General features: G+C 57.4%; 5 protein-coding genes. 1 reads left to right on the top strand and 4 read right to left on the bottom strand.

What is annotated here, in order from left to right; genetic code table 11:
* From B348_RS0121260 to B348_RS0121250, 4 genes are read right to left on the bottom strand one after another with little or no spacing between them, the layout of a single operon-like run.
* Entirely contained in the window at positions 1-4620 is a 4620-nt protein-coding gene (locus tag B348_RS0121260; RefSeq protein ID WP_017738062.1) for a SpvB/TcaC N-terminal domain-containing protein, read from the bottom strand.
* On the bottom strand, positions 4617-5504 hold the full coding sequence (locus tag B348_RS1000000132045; RefSeq protein ID WP_050558328.1) for a hypothetical protein: 888 nt from the start codon (positions 5502-5504) through the stop codon (positions 4617-4619). The genes B348_RS0121260 and B348_RS1000000132045 overlap by 4 nt, the downstream gene beginning before the upstream one ends.
* Positions 5444-9460: a neuraminidase-like domain-containing protein gene (locus B348_RS1000000130520; RefSeq protein ID WP_050558327.1), complete on the bottom strand. Its 4017-nt coding sequence runs from the start codon at positions 9458-9460 to the stop codon at positions 5444-5446. The genes B348_RS1000000132045 and B348_RS1000000130520 overlap by 61 nt, the downstream gene beginning before the upstream one ends.
* Positions 9461-9465: 5 nt before the next feature.
* Positions 9466-13035, bottom strand: coding sequence for a Tc toxin subunit A (locus B348_RS0121250; protein ID WP_017738061.1), 3570 nt, complete (start codon positions 13033-13035; stop codon positions 9466-9468).
* Positions 13036-13260: 225 nt separating this feature from the next.
* Here B348_RS0121250 and B348_RS0121245 point away from each other — a divergent pair, with 225 nt between their 5' ends.
* Positions 13261-19734 (top strand): hypothetical protein, encoded by a 6474-nt coding sequence (locus tag B348_RS0121245; protein ID WP_157356538.1) that lies wholly within the window; start codon positions 13261-13263, stop codon positions 19732-19734.
* Positions 19735-19815 lie beyond the last annotated feature (81 nt).

Here is a 19815-nt window from a genome sequence, read left to right as displayed (position 1 = left end):
TTATGTCTTCGATTGCCAAGCGTGCCGCTTTTTAACGGGCGGCTCGTCAAACAAGTCATTTTCGTCGAAAGCCACCGTTGTCCACAGCCAATACCACATCTCCCGGCGTAGTGGCGCGAGCTGTGGCGGGTTGCCTTGCAGCATCTGTTTGGCCAACAGCGTTACGGTCGGACGGCCGATTGCATCGTAGAACTGCTGATCGTGAAGGGCGTGCGCGCGCATTGAGCGGTCGTTGATGTAGCGCCACTGATCGGCGAAGTAGGGGCGGTATTCGCGCACGGTCAGGCCCTTGTTGTTGTACTCGACTGGTTGGCTGATTCGCCAGCGTCGGGGGGCGTACACCTCTTGCGGCGTGTTGTCGGGATTGAGCAGCAGCTCGCCGTTTTCGTCCACCCGCCATGCCAACCCCGGCGGGACTTCCTGCTTGGTTTGCAGAACCCGGCCGAGACCGTCCAGGCAGGTGATGCTGGCGCGTATCTGGACCGGTTGCAGTGGCTTGTCGGGGAATTGGTCGGCCACGAGGCTGACGCTGTACACCGGTTCGCGGTGTACGGCGTCAAGTTGTGCCTTGAGGATCTGCTCGTTGCTATCCAACGGGTCCCGGCCCTCCAGGTGGCGCCGTGCACGGTCGTAAAAGTGCCCGCTGGGTAAGATAAACCCTTGCGCCATAGCCCATGTGCGCCAGGCGGGGGGCGATGTGGCGCTGACCTGGCCCATCCAGCAGAGCAAGTCCCAAAAGCCCGCCGTGGCGAAGTTGCCCAAGGCAAGTGCCTTGTTTTCAATGGCGATGCCCGGGTTGCGGTCTGGTGGTGGCAGGTAACCTTCCAGGGAATAAAAACCGGTCTGCTCACCGCGCTCGGTACCGTGGAAAGAGGTGATAAAGGGCTCACCGAACGCACTGTAGTAAGCTTGCTGCAGATTGCGATTGGCATCTTCCAGGGTGCCTGGCAGACCGGTGCGGTAGTCAACATCGCGTACGCGAGTGGTACAGCCATCCGGCAACTCCACTTGGGTAATCAGGCATTCATACGTGTCATAGGTGAGCCGAGTAACGCCATGGCTGCGGGTTTCGCGGTAGCTGCGCAGGTTGTAAAACCCCGCCAGGCCTGCGTACACCGCAAACCCCTGATGCACGGACCACAGGTAGTCCTTGGCATCGTCGCTGTTCATCCTCTTGGGGTTGGCTGCCGTGGGCAGGAAAGGCTCCATGATGTGGTAGCCGACTTCCGGCGATTCGAGCGTTGCCTTCATGTTGAAGGGCAAGGTGCCGTCATCGTCCCTGAGTGGCTCATAGGCCTCTAGCGCATCGGCGTTCAGTTCGGCGCTTTCGTTGTAGGCCGGCAGGGCCTGAAACGTTGCCTTGCCCGCAGGCAGGGGTTGAGCGCTGAGCGGGTCCATGTAGAACCGTCGGGACATGCCGGTGAGTGTGGCGTGGCGCGCCCATTCGCCGTCTTCCCGGGTCCAGGCCAGCAGGTTTTCATAATGGATAGTGGCGGCATCGAGCGCCGATTTTTCCAGCACCAGGCTGTTGCTGCGCTGCAGATACGGCAGGCCCAGGGACCAGGCTTCAACGTTCGGCTGCGCCGCCCCAAGGTGGTGAATGAACTGGGCCTTTTCTTGCGTCAGATACCAGGTTTGCTGGGCGTCGTCATGGGCGTCCCGCCACCACTGTTGCGCGTATTCATCGCTGAACGGTGGCGCATCCGCGGCGGTCTTGCGCCGGGCGTAATACAGCGTGACAGCGTGGGTGACCTGGCCGTACTCATCCCATTCAAGGTTCAATTGGTGTTGGCAGATCGGATCATCAGGGATCTGCGGTTCATATTGATAACTGAGGGTTTCAAGGCGTTTCGGCTCGATCACAGCATACGGTTGATGCTGGTTTTTGTGGCGCAGCACGCGTGCCAGATAGCGGTGCTCTGTGACGGTGTACGGTACGGCGGTTGCCGGGGCGCCATCGGCGTTAGAGGTTTCAGCGCGCAAAACCAGACCGCTCAGGCTGCGGGCTATTTCCCTGGTGATGTCCGAGGCTGGCGTGACAATAGGTTGTGCGGCCTTGTCGTTGAAGTGGTAGTCGTGCAGCACCGTCGGCTTAAGGGGCACCGCCAGCGGGTCGTGAGTGCTGTAACCCTGCCTGGGCGGATCTATCTGCTGGCCGGTATGGAACCAGGTCTTGTTCAGTAAGGGCGGGCTGAAGCCGGACGTCGCGCGCTCAGCCTCCGAAGCTTGCGTATCGGTCTGCAACAGCAGTCCAAAACCGCGAAATTCCCGCTCGACGCCATCGTAGTATCCCGCGCGGTAAGCCAGCCCTTGGGTCAGGCGGTTTCCGGTGATCTCGTCCAGTTGGATCAGCTGTTTGATCACCTGTACCACCAGTGGCAGGTGCGAGACCGGGTTGGTGACACCGTTGTTGTGTTGCTCCTGTTTTTCGTCAAGCCATTCCTGGGCGCTACTGCGGTAGACCACAAGACTGCTGGCCCCCATGTTGTTGCAGGTCGCGCACATCAGGTAAGGCTTGGTGTGGGCAAGATCATACCGCCAGTGCCGAGGTGTCATATGAGGCACGGTCAAAATCAGGCTGGAGCACCCGTTGCCTTGCAGGTCAGCGCTGCTGAACTGGCACAAGTCGTCGTATTGCACGCCGGCGGGCCAGGGCAGATCGATTGAGGTCGATGAATAGCCGCTGCCCGCGTGGTTCATAAAGACCCTGATGGCATTGGGTGTGAGGTAGAGCAAGTCAGCCGCGCCTGAGCCATCGAGGTCCGCCAGGTGGACCCGCGTGCTGTTGAACTGCGCAGCGTCGAATGGCAGCTCGCACAGTTCGAAACCGTTGCCGAAACGCCCGTGGCCCAAGCTCGGCCAGCACTTGACTTGATTGTGGCGGATACGCACCAGTTGCGTGCTGCCACTGCCCAGCACATCGGCAAACGCGGTCAGTTCAGTTTTGCTATCACTGGCCAGCGGTAGTTCATCCGCCTCGGCCGGGTCGTGCGGGTGCGGGACATCCACGGCGGGGGCGAACCCCGTCTCACGTCGATTGGCATACAAGCGTACGCTGCGGGGGCCGATCAGCGTCATGTCTGCCAGGCCATTGCCGACCAGGTCAGCCATGCGAGCCATGGGGTGAAGCATTTCATTGGGAAACGCGTCGAAAGGCACGAAGTGTGACCAGGCCCGGTCCGGCCCCAGGGTGAAATAACCCCTGAGCCCGGGCGCTGCCACGACCCAGTCGAGTTTGGCATCGCCGGTGATATCGGTCAGGAACTGGCTAAACGGTTGGCGAGTGTCTGCGATCGGTACGTGTTCCAGTCGCGTCCATTCGCTGTAGTGCACAGCGTCGCCACCTTGGGCCGCGCGCAACGGTTCGCAGTAGTGCCATGCCTGGTCCTGGCGCGATAACACTCCTGGCAGGCCTTCGCCGTACAAGTCCGCTAGTTGATACTGCTCACCGTCGTCGAGGCCGGGCATGGCGTTAAACGGCGTCCAGGCTTGAGCCCGTGCATCCAGCGCGAAGCTGTTGTAGTGATATTCCTGCGGTGGACGGCGTTCGATTTGGCCCAGGCTGTCATAGGCCTGGGCATGGGTCGCGGTCAGCAGGTTGAACCCCAGGGCATTTGGCCGATGTTCCAGCACGAGGCGCTGCACCAGGACCGGGTCGGCCCCCAGCTCGGTGGGAAAGTGATGGAATAGCAGAACCTGCCGGCACAGGCGCCGCGTGCCCAGTTCAAAACCCAGTGTGTAGCTCGAATAGGGGTCGCTGCGCAACGCCCAGGGCTGGCGCTCGTCAAAGGACGGCAGGGTTTGCGGATCAACCGCGTGCTCCCCATAGTCGAAGACCAGTTGAAAGTGCCAGTGCTGCTGTTTCCAGCTGTCGGCTTTCCAGGCGTACAAATGCGCATGGGCGGTCGCGTTGCCATAACGCACGTACTTGAGGTAGCGCTGGGCGCGGTAGTCGCGCATCTGGGGCGGTGTGGGGGCTTCCAGTTCGGATTTGTACCCATAGACGATATGTTCGCCTCGCACATTGAGGCTCTCACAGATCAACCAGGCAACTATCTGGTCGGGCACCTGGGGATCGAATCGGCGTGACTCAGGGGTCTTGCCGTAGATATGCAGGCTGCCGTCGGCGTTGTGGGCCAACCAGAAACCCGCTTTATCGGCGGCGCTGGTCCAGTGTTCAAGCAGTGTGAATTCACCTTCGACCCGTGGCCAATGGCGGACCACGCTGTGCTCGGCGCCCAGGGACACGCCGTTGTAGGTGCTCACCTGCCTGGCAATCAAGCGGCCGTCATCGCTACGTTCCGGCATCCACACGTCGCCATTCGGGCCGGTTATCTGGTCGGTGCCGTCATGGCTCGGCACCCCTAGCGTCATGCGCATACTGACGGCATTGATCGGCAGGCTCCACCCCAACCCGAAAGGGCTATTCCCTCCCTGGCTGGTGTAGGCCAGGTCCAGTGGTGGCGCAAAGCCGCGTCCGGGTGAAATCGGCAACTCTATACTCAGCTGCGCCTCGCCGCGGGTGCCAACCGCGCCCCAGCCTTTGCCGATGCTTTGGATGCTGCCACCCATCTTGGGCAAGGTGGGGGTGTCGATTGGCAGGGAGGCCTTGGGCGTCATGACGAACCTCCGCCAGGCCTCGCGGTGTAGCTGATATGCGCGATGACATCGGTCAGTGACTCCAGGACTGCTTTCTGCGCCGTGGGGTTGGGAAAGATCAAACGCCAGGAAGAGATGGCACCGGTGTATTCAAACGGCAAGTAGCGTTCATCGTGGTAGTCGAGCTGAAACTGGCCGTCATCATTGAAGCCCCGGGAGAGTGCAATCTGTTGGTTGACCCTGAGGTTGTCTTTGGGCAAGGCGCCAAGGGTCGAAGACATTTCAACCCGGCTGCTGCGCTGAACGAGGATGGCGCGCAAGTCTTCGTAAGGGCCCATGACCACAGGAAAGGACAGACTGATGGTTTTAATGCGGCGCAAATAGTGATTTTGCCCGGCGTAGTCGTCATCGAACATTTTTTGCGTCAGTTCAAAATCACAGCTGCCGGCCAGGAGTGCGGCCTTGATCTGGTCCCAGGGTTTGTTGATGGAGGATGACTTGTCCTTCTCCCAGAGTGCTTTGAGCGAAACGGTTTTGCGAATCTCCAGGTCACGCACATGTTGCTGGACGTATTCGCGATACATCTGCTGCAACGCCACTTTGAGTTCTTCACCCGCGCCCAGGCCGCGGTAGCTGTTGTTCCACACGCCGGGGCGGATAAAGGACTGCTCGTAGCGACTGGTTTCATATTGCCAACAGGCCTCTGCGGCCTTGCAGATCGATTGCGCGGTAGCAAATGCGCTGGCGTAGAAACTGGCGAATCTGCCGTTGAGCCACTCGTAGGTCTGTGCCTGGCTGAAGCGGTTGTTGCTCAGCAGGAAGTCGTAAGTGGTCTTGGCCTGGTTCAGCGCTGTTTGCGCCTGGCGCACTTGCAGGCGTGTGGCTTTGTGTTGTTCCTCAAGCACTTTGCGTTGTGCCTCGATATGCGCGACCTCCTGTCTCGCCTGCTCACCTGCCTGGGTCCATTCCTGGGCCCGGCGGCGGTATTGCTCGTAGGCCGAGAGTGTGTCGCTGGTGCCATGGAGGACGGTGGCAGTGGCCTGCAGCAAGTGAATGAGGCCTGAGAAGCGCCTTCGATGCGCGCACCACCGATGCTGAAACCAAAAATGTTCGGCACCATTTTGAGCATCTCCGCCGCACTGCCAAAACCACCGGCCGACGCCTCCAGTAAACGCGCGCGCAGGCGTAAGTCGATGCTGAGTTTTTCCAGGAAACTGCTGCCTTCATTGGTCAGTTTTTCGTAATAGTCGACACGGCCTTGTGCAATGGCTTGTGCGGCGCTCAGCGCTTCCCTGTTCGCATCGTCCACGCTGCTGAGTTGCAGCTGGATATCCACGGCCGCCTTGGCCAGGTCCCAGGCCTGGCGTTGTTGTAATTCAAGGTAGTGCGCCTGCTCTTTGCGTTCGATCAACGAGAGCAAGGTTGAGCCGAACTGAATCACGCTCTCGACCGCGTTTTGGGCCAGGGCGAACATGAAGCTGAAGCGGTAGTGGGGGATCTGCGGGTTCAGCAACCGGTTCAAGCCGCTTCCGGAGATGCCTTGCGCCCGGGCGGCAAGCAGTGCACGTGGGTCGATCGGGGTGGCGAACAGCGGCAGGTCCATGGCATTTCCGCCGATGTCGAGGTTGTGCCGCAGGTTGTACAAACGGCTCTGCGCCCGCTCCCAGCGTTTGATCAGCTCAGGGTTGAAGGGCCGCAGCAGATAGGGATTGTCGAGGCTTGAGAGTGCCGTATCCACCGTGAAGGGTCGCAGACATAACAGCGGTGCCGGGGTTGACGCCGCTGCAGGTCCGATACGCAAGAAGGTGGGGGCGCGAACGTGGTCCTGCGCGGCGAGCAACGCCTGTTCGAATTGGCGCAGATGATTATTCTGTGCGCTGCTCAGTTCACTGAGGGTGATGGGCGTCCAGTCGTCTGTCTGCCTGGCGTCGGGGCGCTCTCCCAAGAGATCCAGTATGCGCGTGTAGCGAAGCTTGGCCTCTGCCAGCCCGTCAGGGGTCTGCTCCAGGTAGGCGGCGTCGGCCTGGTTGCTCTCGATGTCAATGTAGAGCCCGTATAGCGCTTTACGCAGGTGTACGGGAAAGCTAAGGGCAATTCGATGCGGGTCATACGAGTACAGCATGGCTTGGCTGGGGTCTGGCGCGTCCAGCCAGGCGGGTTCTTCAAGTGGCCTGGCTTGCCAATAGCCTGGGTGCCCGGACTCGTCGGTCTGGCGTGTGGGGTTGAACAGATAGGCCAGCCAGCGTTTGGCTTCGTCGTACTGCTGTTCTTGATTTAAGCGGTAGGCGACTAGCCAGGGCAGGTACAGAAAGAGTTCCAGGAAGTACAACGAATAGCCGCCAGCAAAGTCCATGAATTCCCCGGTTGCGCTCTGCCGAAGAGGGGGTTCCAGCAAATCCTGGGTGTCCCATGCGAGCAAACTCTGCATACCCGATTCTGCACGCTCAATCAGGTGCCGTGCGAAGGTGGTGTTCATGCGGATCGGGTCACGGAGCGATAGCTTTTTGCTGCTGTTATCGTTATCCGAGTGCTGGATGCTTGAACCTGAAAAATCAATGAATTGCGCCTCGCCCAGCGAAGGGGTAACGCCCGAGGACGTGTTGATCCAGGGCGCTATTTGCGGTGTTGAGCCAGGTTCTGCACCCCATGCAAGCCGTACCATTTTGAGTGCGCCGCCCTCCACAGGGGCTAACGGGTTACTGTGGTCAAACACCAATACGCCGTAAATGAGCGGAATCTCGATGCTCTCTTTGTCCTTTGGCCATGACACCCCCCACCCTTCTGGTTGATAGGTGTTTTGATCGATGGAGAAGGTGTATTCCAGCCGGGCATCCTTGCTCAAACGATTAACGAAAGGGCTGGAATTACTCAGTATCTGTATTCCGTTCATGTCGGTTGGGGGGAGCGCCGCCTGAACATTCGTTGGACAAGCGACGACCAATGAAAAATCAAAGGGTCCTCCGGTAATACGCTGCATGTTCGCCTTGACTTGAATCGTTTCAAGGGGGACGTTCCGTCTCACGGAATCCAGGTATCCACCGTCGTAGGTAATGCTAATCCACGCTTTTTGGGACAGCAGTTTATTTGTCAGTGCAGTCGTTTTTCCTTTTGGCGTCCTGGGTATTAAAAGTTGCGGTTCGCCATTACTTTCGAAAATCACAGATTGATATTTTTTTCTGAAGTAACTTGAAAAGGTATAGATGGTGTCAGGCTGGTCAAAAAAATCGATATCGACGGGTAGCAATATCGAGCCTGGCAGCAGCGTGTAAAAACCGTCATGCAGGCTCGCCTCATCAAATAACAGGACAAGCCTGAACAGGATTATGGTTTTTTGATCATCGCCGTACAGGGTCAGGTGCTCTTCCCGAATTTTTTCAAAGCTCTGATTCAGGCTGACTTTCAGGGTGACATTGGATTTTTCCCGGTCATAAATGAGGTCGAGGTCTTTTTCGACGGTTTTGATTTTCGATTGCCAAGTGTGCGAGTTCCATAGCCAGCTTGGGCTGCTTGGCGAGGTGGTAACAACCGCACCGAAAACCGGCACGGAGGAGGGCAACCAGAATTGGAAACGGCCCTGGTTTTTTTTATTGTTGGCGAAGGTGCGCCCCATCAACAGTACATGGGCTCTGCTGTCGTCTTGTGGTGTTCGTGGTGCGCGATAGAGATCGGGAAGCACTGATCCGTTGGAAGGGAACAGCGCTGTTAAATTGAAATTTTTATCGATGCGCACGCTTCTTAAAAATTCGTACTGGTCTTTATCCCCCGTTTCATCATTATTTTGAACGTAACCGCTGTAGAGCATCAGCACCATCGACTCGGGTGATGTCGAGTGGTCGTAGACGGCGATCGAGTGTGTTTGCGCGGCGATGTCTTCGGGACTTTTTCCAATCAGGGCGGGTGTCTGGCAGGGGGATTCGATGTAGATCCTTGGTGTACTCCATGTGTCGTCGTATTTCTTGTAGCAGCCATATAGACGAAACAGTGGGTAGGATTTAACCGCTTCTTGCGCAATGTGGGTTGTAGGGGCGGGTTCCATGAGGTTCGGGTCGGGATTATCGATCTGCGCCCAGACGATAAAAAGCCTGTTGTTAAACCAGCAGGGGCGAATCGTGTGTTGCACGGCCTTGTCCGAAATCGGCACGGTGGCCCGCTGCCAATCTTGCCAGGCGTAGGGCAAGGGTTTGTCGTACTTGGCAGGTGTGGCCCGAGACGAGGCCGTTGGCGCTTTCAGTGGCCGTTGCGACATGTCCAGAGCGCGCCAGTAGTAGGCGCTTTCAGCCGGTGAGTGGGCGATGAAATAGTAGTGGCTGTTGGCGAAGTCTTCGCCGTCGATATAACCATTGCAGATACGCAGGTTGGCAATTTCTTCGAAACGCCCCAGGTAGGCCAGGACCGCTGCCTGGATCGTCTCCGGCTGGATCTGCGCCTGGGTGATGTCGTCCTCCAATTGCTTGAAACTGTCCGTCTTGGTTGGACGCAACGTCGGGTCCAGATAGATATCCGGGAAGTTGAGTAGTTGCTGCAGGCCGGCCCAGATCGGGTAACGGTTAAGCCCGTTCTGCCAGGCGCTGAGCTGTTCAGGGCTCAGGCTGTGGTCGCTGTAGCCGGGCTCCATGTTCATCATCATGCTGTTGATCAGTTGTTGCAGGCTGGCAATGGCGCAGGCCACGGGGCTGGTAGGCACGTCTTGGCTGACCAGTACATCCAGCAACCAGAACTCATACAGGTCGGTGGGGGTCTTGATGTTGTCGACCAGGCCCTGCTGGACGATGTACGCGTTCTTTGGCACGGCCTCGTGCAAATACAGCGCGAGCATGGCATCACGCAGGCTTTCGGTGAGTTCAGCGTCGAAGGAAGTCATCAACGTCACTCCTGAACGGTGTCTGATGGGGTGTTGGCTGTCACGACGGCCTCACCGACGGCCTTCCAATTGTCCAGGCTGCTGTTGGCGGTGATCGCGGTTGCCAACAGCAATGCCTTGGCGGACAAGCCGCTGGCGTTGCAGGCGGCTTGGCAGCGGCGCACCCAGTCCACGTGTTGCATAGACTTGGCTACCGCACCCGGCAAGGTCGCCGTCAGGTTCTCGACTTCCAACGTAGCCCAGCCCAGCAACTTGGCCAATGCGACGTTGGCGGACTCACTGATTTGCAGCTGCAGCTTTTTCGTCATGCGCTTGGGGGAGGGCGGGTTGGCGAGGCTGAAGTAGCTGGTCAGGGCTTCTTCGGGTTGGTCCTGGCCGTTCAGCCAGTGGCTGAAGCGCTCAAATAAATACAGATCGGATAGCGTGGGTTCGCTGTTGGTGATGGGGTAGCCACCCAGCCAGTCGCGGTTGCAGAGGAACATACGCAGGGCGCGGTTGCTCAAGCGCAAGTTCACGGCGATTTCGGCATGCCGCGAAACGCGCTGGAAGTGTTCGACCAATAGCGCGCTTTTCATCAACGCTTCGACAAGGATGGCGTAGGGCGACGTGTTCGCCCAATGAATGACCGCCACAGTGCGATCAACTGGCAGCGCGGCGGTTTCCTGGAAAAGATCCTGCAGTAACTGAAGTTGCCGGTCATGGGCATCCAGCAGGAAGGCCAGCAACTTATCCTTGCTGTCCTGCTTGGCTGCGGCGCTGAGGGTCACGTTGGCCAGCAGTTTGTCCAAATCGACGCCTATCCAGCCCTTGGGATCATCGATAAGCGCTAGCGATTCGTCCAGCGACACCAGCAGACCGGAGTTATTCAGAACGTTCCAACTGGTGAGCAGGGAGAACCAGCGGATCACAGTGTTCGCATTGTTGTGTGTCGGCAGGTTCAGTTTGAGGACCTGCGTTTCGGTGACCCGGCTGAATTCGGTATCGTGCTGCAGCTTGGACAAGCGGGCACGCAAGGCATCCGTCAGGGGGCTGGGTTCGTCCGTCGCCGTTGGCAGTTTGCCCGGCGACGAACGCGGTTGCTTCAGCGGGATGTTCGGGCCCAGCCGCTGTTCGAGTTGCGTAATGCTTTGTTGGCTGTCGTGGAGCCAGTCCATGGCCCACTGCAATTGCATCAGGACATCAAGTATGTCCGGGGAGGCAGTCTGGTCGTGCGGGCGCAGTGTGCCCTTGGCCAGTACGTCCTTATAACCTTGCCCTCCCAGCAGATTGGCCAGGGTCAGCAACTCGGCAACCGTACAGCCAAAGAGGCGGGCAATCCGCGCCTGGCGAAACAGGGATGACACGGTCGCCAGGTCGCGTTTCAGTCCTGTCAGCACTCGACTGGTCTGCGCCGCAATCAATAGGAAAGAGTCTTGCGTGAGTTGCAAACCAAGGCCGGCGCACAGTTGCATCAGGGTGATGCGGTTAGCAAGGACACTGTCGGCAACCGTGAAAGCGGTCTTGTCCAGCACCAGCGGGGTTTCGAATAGCCGAATTGAATTAAACACACGGTCGAAGAGTGAAAGTTCACTTTTCACGTTGGTGTAGGGGGTGAGGTGGTGCATCAGCGCGCCGAACTCTTCAGGATCGATGCCGTGGCGCTGATTCAGGTAGCGATACACCCCCAATACCCGCAGCGTGTTTTCATTGAGCGCCATGTCGAGGTTGGTGGCGCCCTCGGCGCGAATGGCACACATGATCAGGGTGTCGAGTTTGTGGAACGGGATACCGGTCCAGCGTTGCAGGCGAATCATGCGTTGCAGGCGGTCGAAGCGGTCCAGGGAAGTGAGTGTCAGGTGCCAGTATTTGCGTTCGCCGATGTCGATTGACTCAAGGTCCATTGCATTTTCGAACTGCGCATACTGCCGGGACACGTCCGCAGCCGATGTGTCGGGGGCGAATCGATCTGAGCCGTTGCCATTGACGTAGCAGGCGCCATAGTGGTTTGGGTGTGGGAACGGCAGGCCGCGGTTGTAGAGCAGACCCAGCCGTTGTGCGTTGCTACTGGGGCAGTTGGGGGATAGGCGTACCGCGAAGGCGTGTCGCGATAGGAGCATTTCAACCTGTTCGGCGTTCAGCCCGGTGTGTTGCATGAACGTATCGAGGTCCGCCAGCGCATCGGCATTGGGACCTGTTATTTCCATGCCGAACACCTTGGCGAAGTAGGCTTTCTCATTAGTAGTGGGGGCGTATTGCGCATCAGCGGACAAGGTGAGCGTGCGCCTGGCGACGCTTACCGGGTTAGATACCGTACCGGTGGTGTGGACGGCTTTGAAAGTGGCGGTGTAGCCCGTTTGGGTGGCAGCGGGCAGCCCGGTAGTCGGCTTGACATGTATGCAGTGCGTAGCCTGTGAGGGGAGATGTAAATGGTTGAAAAGGTACGTGTTATTGTTTACGGCGGCACCGCTGGCCAGCCGCATATTAACGCTACTACTGGCCCCCCCGGCTTTTCGAAAGGTAATTGCGACAGTATTCGACGAGCCTGCCCCCCCATGGGCGTTCGTCAGGACAGTAACAGGCGGGTTGCTCGTCCCGACATCTGGTTGTCCCGCTGGCAGCAGATACCCCGATCCAAATGCAACATGCGGGCTGAGATGGCAATTGCCAGGGCTTTTCCACCCATTCACCAGGTCGGCGCGGTTGAGATAGAACGTGCTATACGCCGGTGACGCGATCAGCAGCTTCTGTTGCTCTGGGCCCAACCCGGTCAATAAATGCTGTGCGTGCGGTGTCAGCAATTGCACCTTGCCGTAATCGTTGCTGTCGGCTTGTGTGATCGGCAGCAGATAACTCCCGCGATAATTGAGTTCGCCCAGCCTTGGTTTTCCCCCAGACAAACCCAGTTGGCATTGATGATGGTAGAAGTTGTAAGGCAACTCGAACGGGTACTGGCGTTCGCTCAGCACTTGGTACAGCGGCTTGCTAGCGTCAGCCGGCTGGGTTTTCAGGTACGCGCTTAAATTGTCCCCCAGCACCTGATTGACAATTTTCAGCATAGGGCGCGGGGTGAAGGTGCTTTCATGGGTGATCAGCAAGTCCTTCAGATCAGGGCGGCGTGAGTCCAGCAACAGGCGTTTGGGGTCGTTGCTGGTGGATTCCAACTGCTGAACAAAGACCCTCAGGGCACTCAGGTAGGCTACCGGCGAGTCATCAGCCGCCAGGGCACCGACCTTGCAGAATTTCGACCAGTTTTCGTTGAAGAGTTTGGGATAGGTCGGCCCAAGAGGCACCAATGCGCGAACACCGCTGTGTTCCACTTGCGGCTCATAGGTGCCTGACGACGTCAGCTGTTCGCGCCGCAACCTTGCCAGCAACGTGGCATAGGCCTGGGCATTGGTGTAGGCGAGGTCACCATCGACGCCGCTGAGCTTGGCCAGTTGCCTCACAAAGTCCGCTTTGGACAGGCGCACGATATCGAAGACTGAATGTATGCCCATACGGGTCATGGCGGTTTTGAAGGTGACCTGGCCTTTTTTCCGCTTCTTGGTGTCAGTGGCAACCAGTGAGCTGAGCAGCGAGTGTTGTTTGGTGGCCATTGACCGTGGCTCCTTTCAGAGGGTGAAAACCAGGTGCATGGAGACACAGTAGAGCGCAGCTAGGTAGTAGCTGTAACCTGTAAAACTTGACAGGTAGCCGCTGGTTTTTCTTAGTGAAGCCCGGTATTGAACAAAAACCGTTTGTCGTAACTGGTAGTTTTCACAGTTATCCGCAGGTCATTCGATAAGGTTACATCTAGCACTATCACTGTTGGCGGCGACGCCATGGATTGGAGTGCAGATACCGTGAGAAGACGCAAAGGCAGGACTGTACAAAGTAACGATAATGAAAGCGCCATAGGCCCTTTGTTTGTTCATTGGAAAAAGCCGGATGTTATCTATCCCCTGAATGATGCAACTGTTCTGCACACATTTGTATTCACGGCAAGAGCGGCAACGGTCAGCGTTCCCATCCATGGCTGGAAAGTTGAAATGCGCTATGTGGACATGGCGGGCAAGTGGGTGACTGTGCAGTTAAAACACACGTTCGAACTTGTATGGTTTGGGCTGTGGATGTCAGAGATGAAATGTGTGGTGGCGTTCCCTCCTGGGGTTACTACTCTGCATTGGGTGCGAGCTGAATACCATGCTGGTGTTTCCAGTGTCTGGGGTTATGCCGAGCGGTTGAAACTGCGTGTGCCCTCTGCGCCAGTGATTACGCAACCCAGCACCAGCTGGACAGCGTTCCCTCGCTTCAGTGGAACGGGGGAAGAGGGAGCGACGGTTATTTTGACATCTGACGTGGTCAACATAATTGGAAAGGCGGTCGTCAAAAATAAACAGTGGGAATTGACACCCACTGCCGCCTTGCCAATGACGGAAGTTATCACGCTGAAGGCTTTTCAGAACCAGCATTTTCAGGGTTCGAAACCGTCAAAACCCGTCAGTTTTTCGCTCCTGTTTCCTCCTCAGATACTTGATGTCGAGGTGCCTCTTTCTGGAATGCCCACCGTAAGTGGCAGTGGCGGGCTTGCTGGATTGACAGTTGAGGTGTTTCTCGCGGATGACACGGGTGGCGTGCAATTGGCTACGACCGTTTTGGACGGTGGTAGCTGGTCGGTTTCCGCCCAGCGAGCCTGGCCTGCCGGTCATTACACAATAAAAACGCGGCAACGCAGCACACTGACGAACGCGGTATCCGATTGGTCGTTGGAACGGTCGTTTTCAGTGGGGCCTTCGAGACCTGGCTTGCACAATCCAGGGTTTGTCAAAGTAGCACGGCCTCTTCTGCGCGGAACCGGCGCGAAGGGTGCGACGATCAAGGTCTATCAAAACGCTGATTATGGGAGGGTGATTGCCTCTACAGTGGTGGCGGACGGGCAATGGAGTGCCACACCAACGCAAGACTTGACGTCAGGAGATCCGACCACGCTGGTTGCTGAGCAGTGGCGCAATAATACGTCAACAAGATCAGAACCCGTTACGTTCACGCTGCTGTTGCCCCCCGAGTTGAGAGAGGTCATCTTGGGGGAGGATGGCATCGCCACAGTGAGTGGCAAAGGTCTTGCGGGCTGTACCGTTAGCGTCACGGCCAGCCAGGGAAGCGTGCCGCCGCTGGAGGCCACTGTCCAATCGAATGGCCGTTGGTATGCCATTGCTGCGGGTCGTTGGGCTCCAGGCATACACATGCTCACTGCGGTGCAAATAGGCAAGAACTTTTACTCTCACCGATCAGACGTGTCTGAATTACTTCACGTTGATGTCAGACCTGATGCGCCGCTGATCGCTCAGCCGCCGATACCGACGCTTCCCACACAGGCGCTGGTCATTACTAACGTTATTCCAGGCAACTCCACGTTGCTGATGTATGACGCGGACACCAAAAAAACCATCGCTGGCAGCTTCAGCGGATTCACCGCAAACCGCACCTTCACGCCTGCACAGCACTGGGCGCTGGGCACTCGTTCGGTGTACGCGATACAGACATTCAATGGTGCGATGTCGGCGCCCAGCATTATTTGCAGGTTTTTTGCCACGCTTGAAAAACTCACCGTCCTCTCTCCAGAACATCAAGAGGTCATCGAGCAGGGGGGCGCGTTTTCCGGCAGGGACGGCTATGGCGGTCCGGGGTCAACGGTGGTGTTGTACACCAGCCAAAGCAGCAGCCCGGTTGCCACCGCCATACCCAATACCAACGGCGTCTGGAACTCAACAGCGTTGCCGCTGCTGCCCGGAGAGCATTTGCTGAAGGTCGCCATCAAGCTGGGAGCGCTATTGTCCCCACCCTTCTTGCGAAGTTTCATTATCAAGCCGCGCAAGCTTTCCATCACCGCACCGGCAGCGTCACCGATCCTGCCGCAGCAGGCGTTGACGATTGTCGGGGATCATATTCCCGGAGCCATTCTGAAGATGCACAACGACGCGGGTCAGGTCGACGGGAGCTTCAGCAAAAGCGGTACGCATTACACATTTGTCCCGCTTAAAGCCTGGCCGCCTGGCGCGCAACAAGTGTGGGTCACGCAGACGTACAGCGGCATACGATCGGATCCCAGCAGCTCGGTTAGTTTTTCCTCCCGGCCGGTTCAGCCGCTGATCGGTCAGCCGCAGGAACAGTTCTTGGCGGCCCCCGACGCGCCGGTCATTGGTTCATGCAGCCCGGGTGCTGCGGTCTTTTTGCTCGGCCGGGATGGCAATATTCTGACGGAGGCAGAGGTCACAGGCAGCCGCTGGCAGGCAAACTATGCTTGGCCGGCACCCGGTGTCCAAAGTGTTCGGGCGATACAGGTGTTGAACCATGTTGACTCCCAGCCCGCAGATATTCGTACCTTTTATATCAAGCCCCGGATGGCCGTAATCAGCCCACCCGTAAAACCGATATTGGCAAGACACCCCTTGAAAATTACCGGGGTGTATCCAAGCAGTGTGATACGGCTGGTTGATGATGGCGGCAAGAACATTGCAGGGGGCTTCTCCGGGTCAGGCGTCGAGCGCCTGTTTACCCCGACTGGGGATTGGTTAACGGGCAATAACACGGTTCGTGCGATTCAAACGGTGAATTCGGTAGCATCCGACCCGGGCCCGGCTTGTGTCTTCAGCCGTCTGCCGATGCCCCTGAAAATCATCCCCCCTGCGGATATTGCCGAGCCGGCACAAGCGTTGACCGTAGTGAACGTAGATCCGTCAGCCAGCAAACTGATCATGTACTTGGACGGTCATGTTCAAGTCTCCGGCCATTTCAGCGGTAGCGCGGGGACATTCACGTTCACGCCCACCGCCTATTGGGCGCCAGGGGTTAGCACTAGCGTCTACGCAACACAGATAGTCAATGATGCGGAGTCCTTGCCGAGCGAATCTTGCAGGTTTATCGCCAAGCCCTTTGCTCCGGCCTTCGAAGTGCCTCAGTCCGGCGGGTACTACGATGCCGGGTTTGAAATGGGCGGTGCTTGCGCCCTAGGTGCTGCCGTACAGGTGTTGAACCTTGACGGTACCGTCCTCGGTACCTGGCAAGCATCCGGTAACCGCTGGGCTGGCATCCATACCTGGGCAATGCCAGGGACTAAACACAAACGTCTCAAGCAAATCGTCAACGGTGTTGAGTCAGATCCAGGGCCTCAGTGTGATTTCACGATTGAGGTGAATGCGCCGAGTGTCACGCTACCCGGGCGTCTTTTCAACGCGTTTGACCCCATTGAAATCACAGGTGTTCACCCCAGCGCTGATGAGGTGAGGGTTTTCAATCCTCGGAATCAGGTGCGTGGCACTGTCGAGGGCACGGGCAGCGTGCGTTACTTCACGCCAGATACCGCCTGGGCGCCTGACAGTGAAATTCGCGCAGCGCAAGTCGTTGAGGAATTTCAATCGGACCCGGGGGCGATAGTCCGCTTCAAGGTTAATCCCCCTATGCCGAAGATTGTTCTGCCCTTGCATGGCGCGCAGTACAACGCCACTGTTGAGCTGTCGGGAGAGGGCACTTCGGGGTCGATGGTTTATGTGTTTGACCTCGACAACAATCAACTGGCGTCTTTTCCCGTGTCTGGCGGTTTCTGGACGGGGCAATGCAGCAGTTTCAAGGCCGGAATACAATATATCAAGGTGCTTCAGTCCTACGACGGCAGGCATTCCCCTCTCTCTGCTGTCCGTGAGTTCGCCGTAAAACCCCAAGCGTTAACCATTGTCCCCGCAGAGCCTCCGATCAAGCCGTTACAGGCTCTCACTGTGCAGGGGGTGGAGGCTGGCTCGACCTCGTTGCGACTCATCAGTAATGGCACGCCGGTAGCGGGCGTCTTTGTTGGTGACGGTTCCGTGCGTCGATTCATTCCCGATCAAATGTGGTGGGCGCAGAACAAGGTGTATGCAGTACAGACGGTGGATGATATCGACTCCGATTGGAGTCTCGCCTATGCGTTTTCTCCCGCCCTTGAGCCGCCGATCATTGATTACCCAGTACCGAATCAATCGATGGCGTTGCGCGAGTCGATCTACGGCCATGTCCAGGCCTCGCTGGAAGGGGCGCGGATGATATTGAAAGATGCCACCAGCGGGCAATTTGTCGCGTTTGTTGATGTGCAAGTGGATGGCAGTTGGGTTTCTGCGGGCGCTTTGAGGCTTGGTCCAGGTTTCCATGACATTGTCGCGACGCTGACGCTGGGTGACCTGCCAACCGTTGAAAGTGCGCCTTGCTCGTTCAGACTCATGCCCGACGCACCGGACATCGTGCCGCCAATTGAACCGGTGCAATCACGCCAGGCGCTGACTATCGCCCATTTATATGCGCAGGACGCGAGCATTACCGTGATTGACGCTCATGGTCATGACGTGGCCGGCTCAATCGTCATCGGCGGTCTTAGGGCGACGTTTACGCCTGACCAGAGTTGGCCGAGTGGTGAGAACCGAATCCGGGCGTCCCAGATGATAGGGGGCGTCCGCTCCCTACCAAGTGTGGAGCGAATCTTTAACGTACCGTCGGCGCTGGAGATTCCGTCCTTCGTATTCCCCCATGAGGGGACACAGAACCCGTCACGCCCGCGCATAAAAATCGCCGGCCTGCCCTCTGCGTTGATCAGCCTGCGCAATGCCAAAGACAATCAGCTATTGCATGTGCAATCGGCTGATGGAAATGGGTTCCTGGACCTTGTATTGACGAGTCCATTGCCCCCAGGCGAAGCGCAGCTACAGGCTAAGCAAAGCATTCAGGACAGAGAATCGCCCTGGGGCGAACCCTACCGGTTCTTTGTCTGGCCCAAGCCGCAACCCCCCATTATCGACCGGCCAACCCAAAACAGTGGTGTTCAGGCGAATCGCGTGGAAATTTCGGGTAGAGGCGCTAGAGGAGGAGAGTTGTTGCTGCATCATGAAAGTGATGAGATCGGTTTGCTGGCAACGCTCACAAACACCAGTAGCACTTGGCGGTGGTTGTCGACGACCCAGTGGGCAGAGGGGGAGCATGGCGTTCGCGCGCAATTGGTGCAATCTGGAGATGCCTCCGATTGGTCGGAAGTACGTAACTTTAAGGTCAAAAAGGGTAAGTTCTCGATAGGGGAGGTCGGGCCGGTCCTGTTTCAGCCGGTTGTGGGCGAAAACCAGAGCGTGCTGTTGCGTATGCAGGTGGTCGACACTGAAACCGGCGAAGGGCAACAAGGGGTTGCGGTACGCTGGATCACTGATGAAACGGCCGACCGTAAGGGTTTGTGGGTCGTCTCGCAAACGACGCCCGGGGGGTGGGCGGAGTATCGATATACACCCGATGCAGAAGGTGAGCATCCCGTTGAGGCCGAGGTGAGCGACACAGATTCAGATCTCATCCTGCACGTAGGGTTTACGGTCAACGCCCTGCAGGAGAACCCGTGGTCGAAACACTTCGTGATGTACCTGGATGATGTGCCCGTTAACCTGGCCCTCAGTGAATTGAAATTTCGACGTGGGATGACCCACTCGCTGAGGCTGGAGGTGCGGGACAGCTCGATGACTGGCTCCACTGTCACGCTGGAAGACTTGGCGGATGCCGAAGCCTCGGGACTTGAATTCTCTCCTGCGTTGGGAGAGCCGCGTATGGTGGACGGGCAGCCGATGTCCTGGTCGGTTACATCAAGTTCTGGCGACGATACTCATTGTGGCGTGAAATGGGTCAGCTCGAACTTGCCGGATTGGCACGTGCCCTGCCTGTTATTGTCGGATGACTTGAGGTCGCTGATTGAGGTCAAACTGGATAAATTCAGCGGTAAGGCACTGGGACAGACGCTCTATTTGTGTCGTGGTGCAGTGCATACGTTGGTGCTGGATCCCCGCTCTGATGAAGTGATGGATAAACAAGTGAGCTTGGTATCTGCGGGAGACCCCGTTGATCACGGCGTAATCCTGAGTCCGTTGGAGGGTGTCCCGCGAACCATGAAGAAAAGTGGGTTGTCCTGGACACTCGATTGCACAAAGAGTACTGCCGATGTGCTGTTGGCGCTTGAAATGAAAATTGACGGGTGGGCGATCGCATCAAGGGTATTGCCGATTTCGTTGGCACATCATAAAGCGGTGTTCTCAGAAACCTTCGGTCCCCAGGCAGTGCCGGGCACACCGCCGTATTTGCGTTACGGTGTTCGAGTGACTTCTGCTTACTCTGAACAGATACTGACCAATCACCCCGTAATTCTTATCAAGGATCGGCAGGACTATCATCTGGCAACCGATGAAAACGGCTGGGTTTATGTTAACTATTATGAAAAAGAGACGGTAACGTTCAACCTGGATAACCTCTACGATCACCAATGATTCACTGTTCTTTCAGATTGTTCCAAAAAAAAAGCCACGCAATCAACGTCGATTGCGTGGCTTCTTGAGCGGTGGAAGTGC

The organism is Pseudomonas sp. CBZ-4 (assembly GCF_000346755.1).
GTDB lineage: Bacteria > Pseudomonadota > Gammaproteobacteria > Pseudomonadales > Pseudomonadaceae > Aquipseudomonas.
Note: the sequence above shows the minus strand (reverse complement) of the source record. Positions and strands in the feature narration are given on the sequence as shown.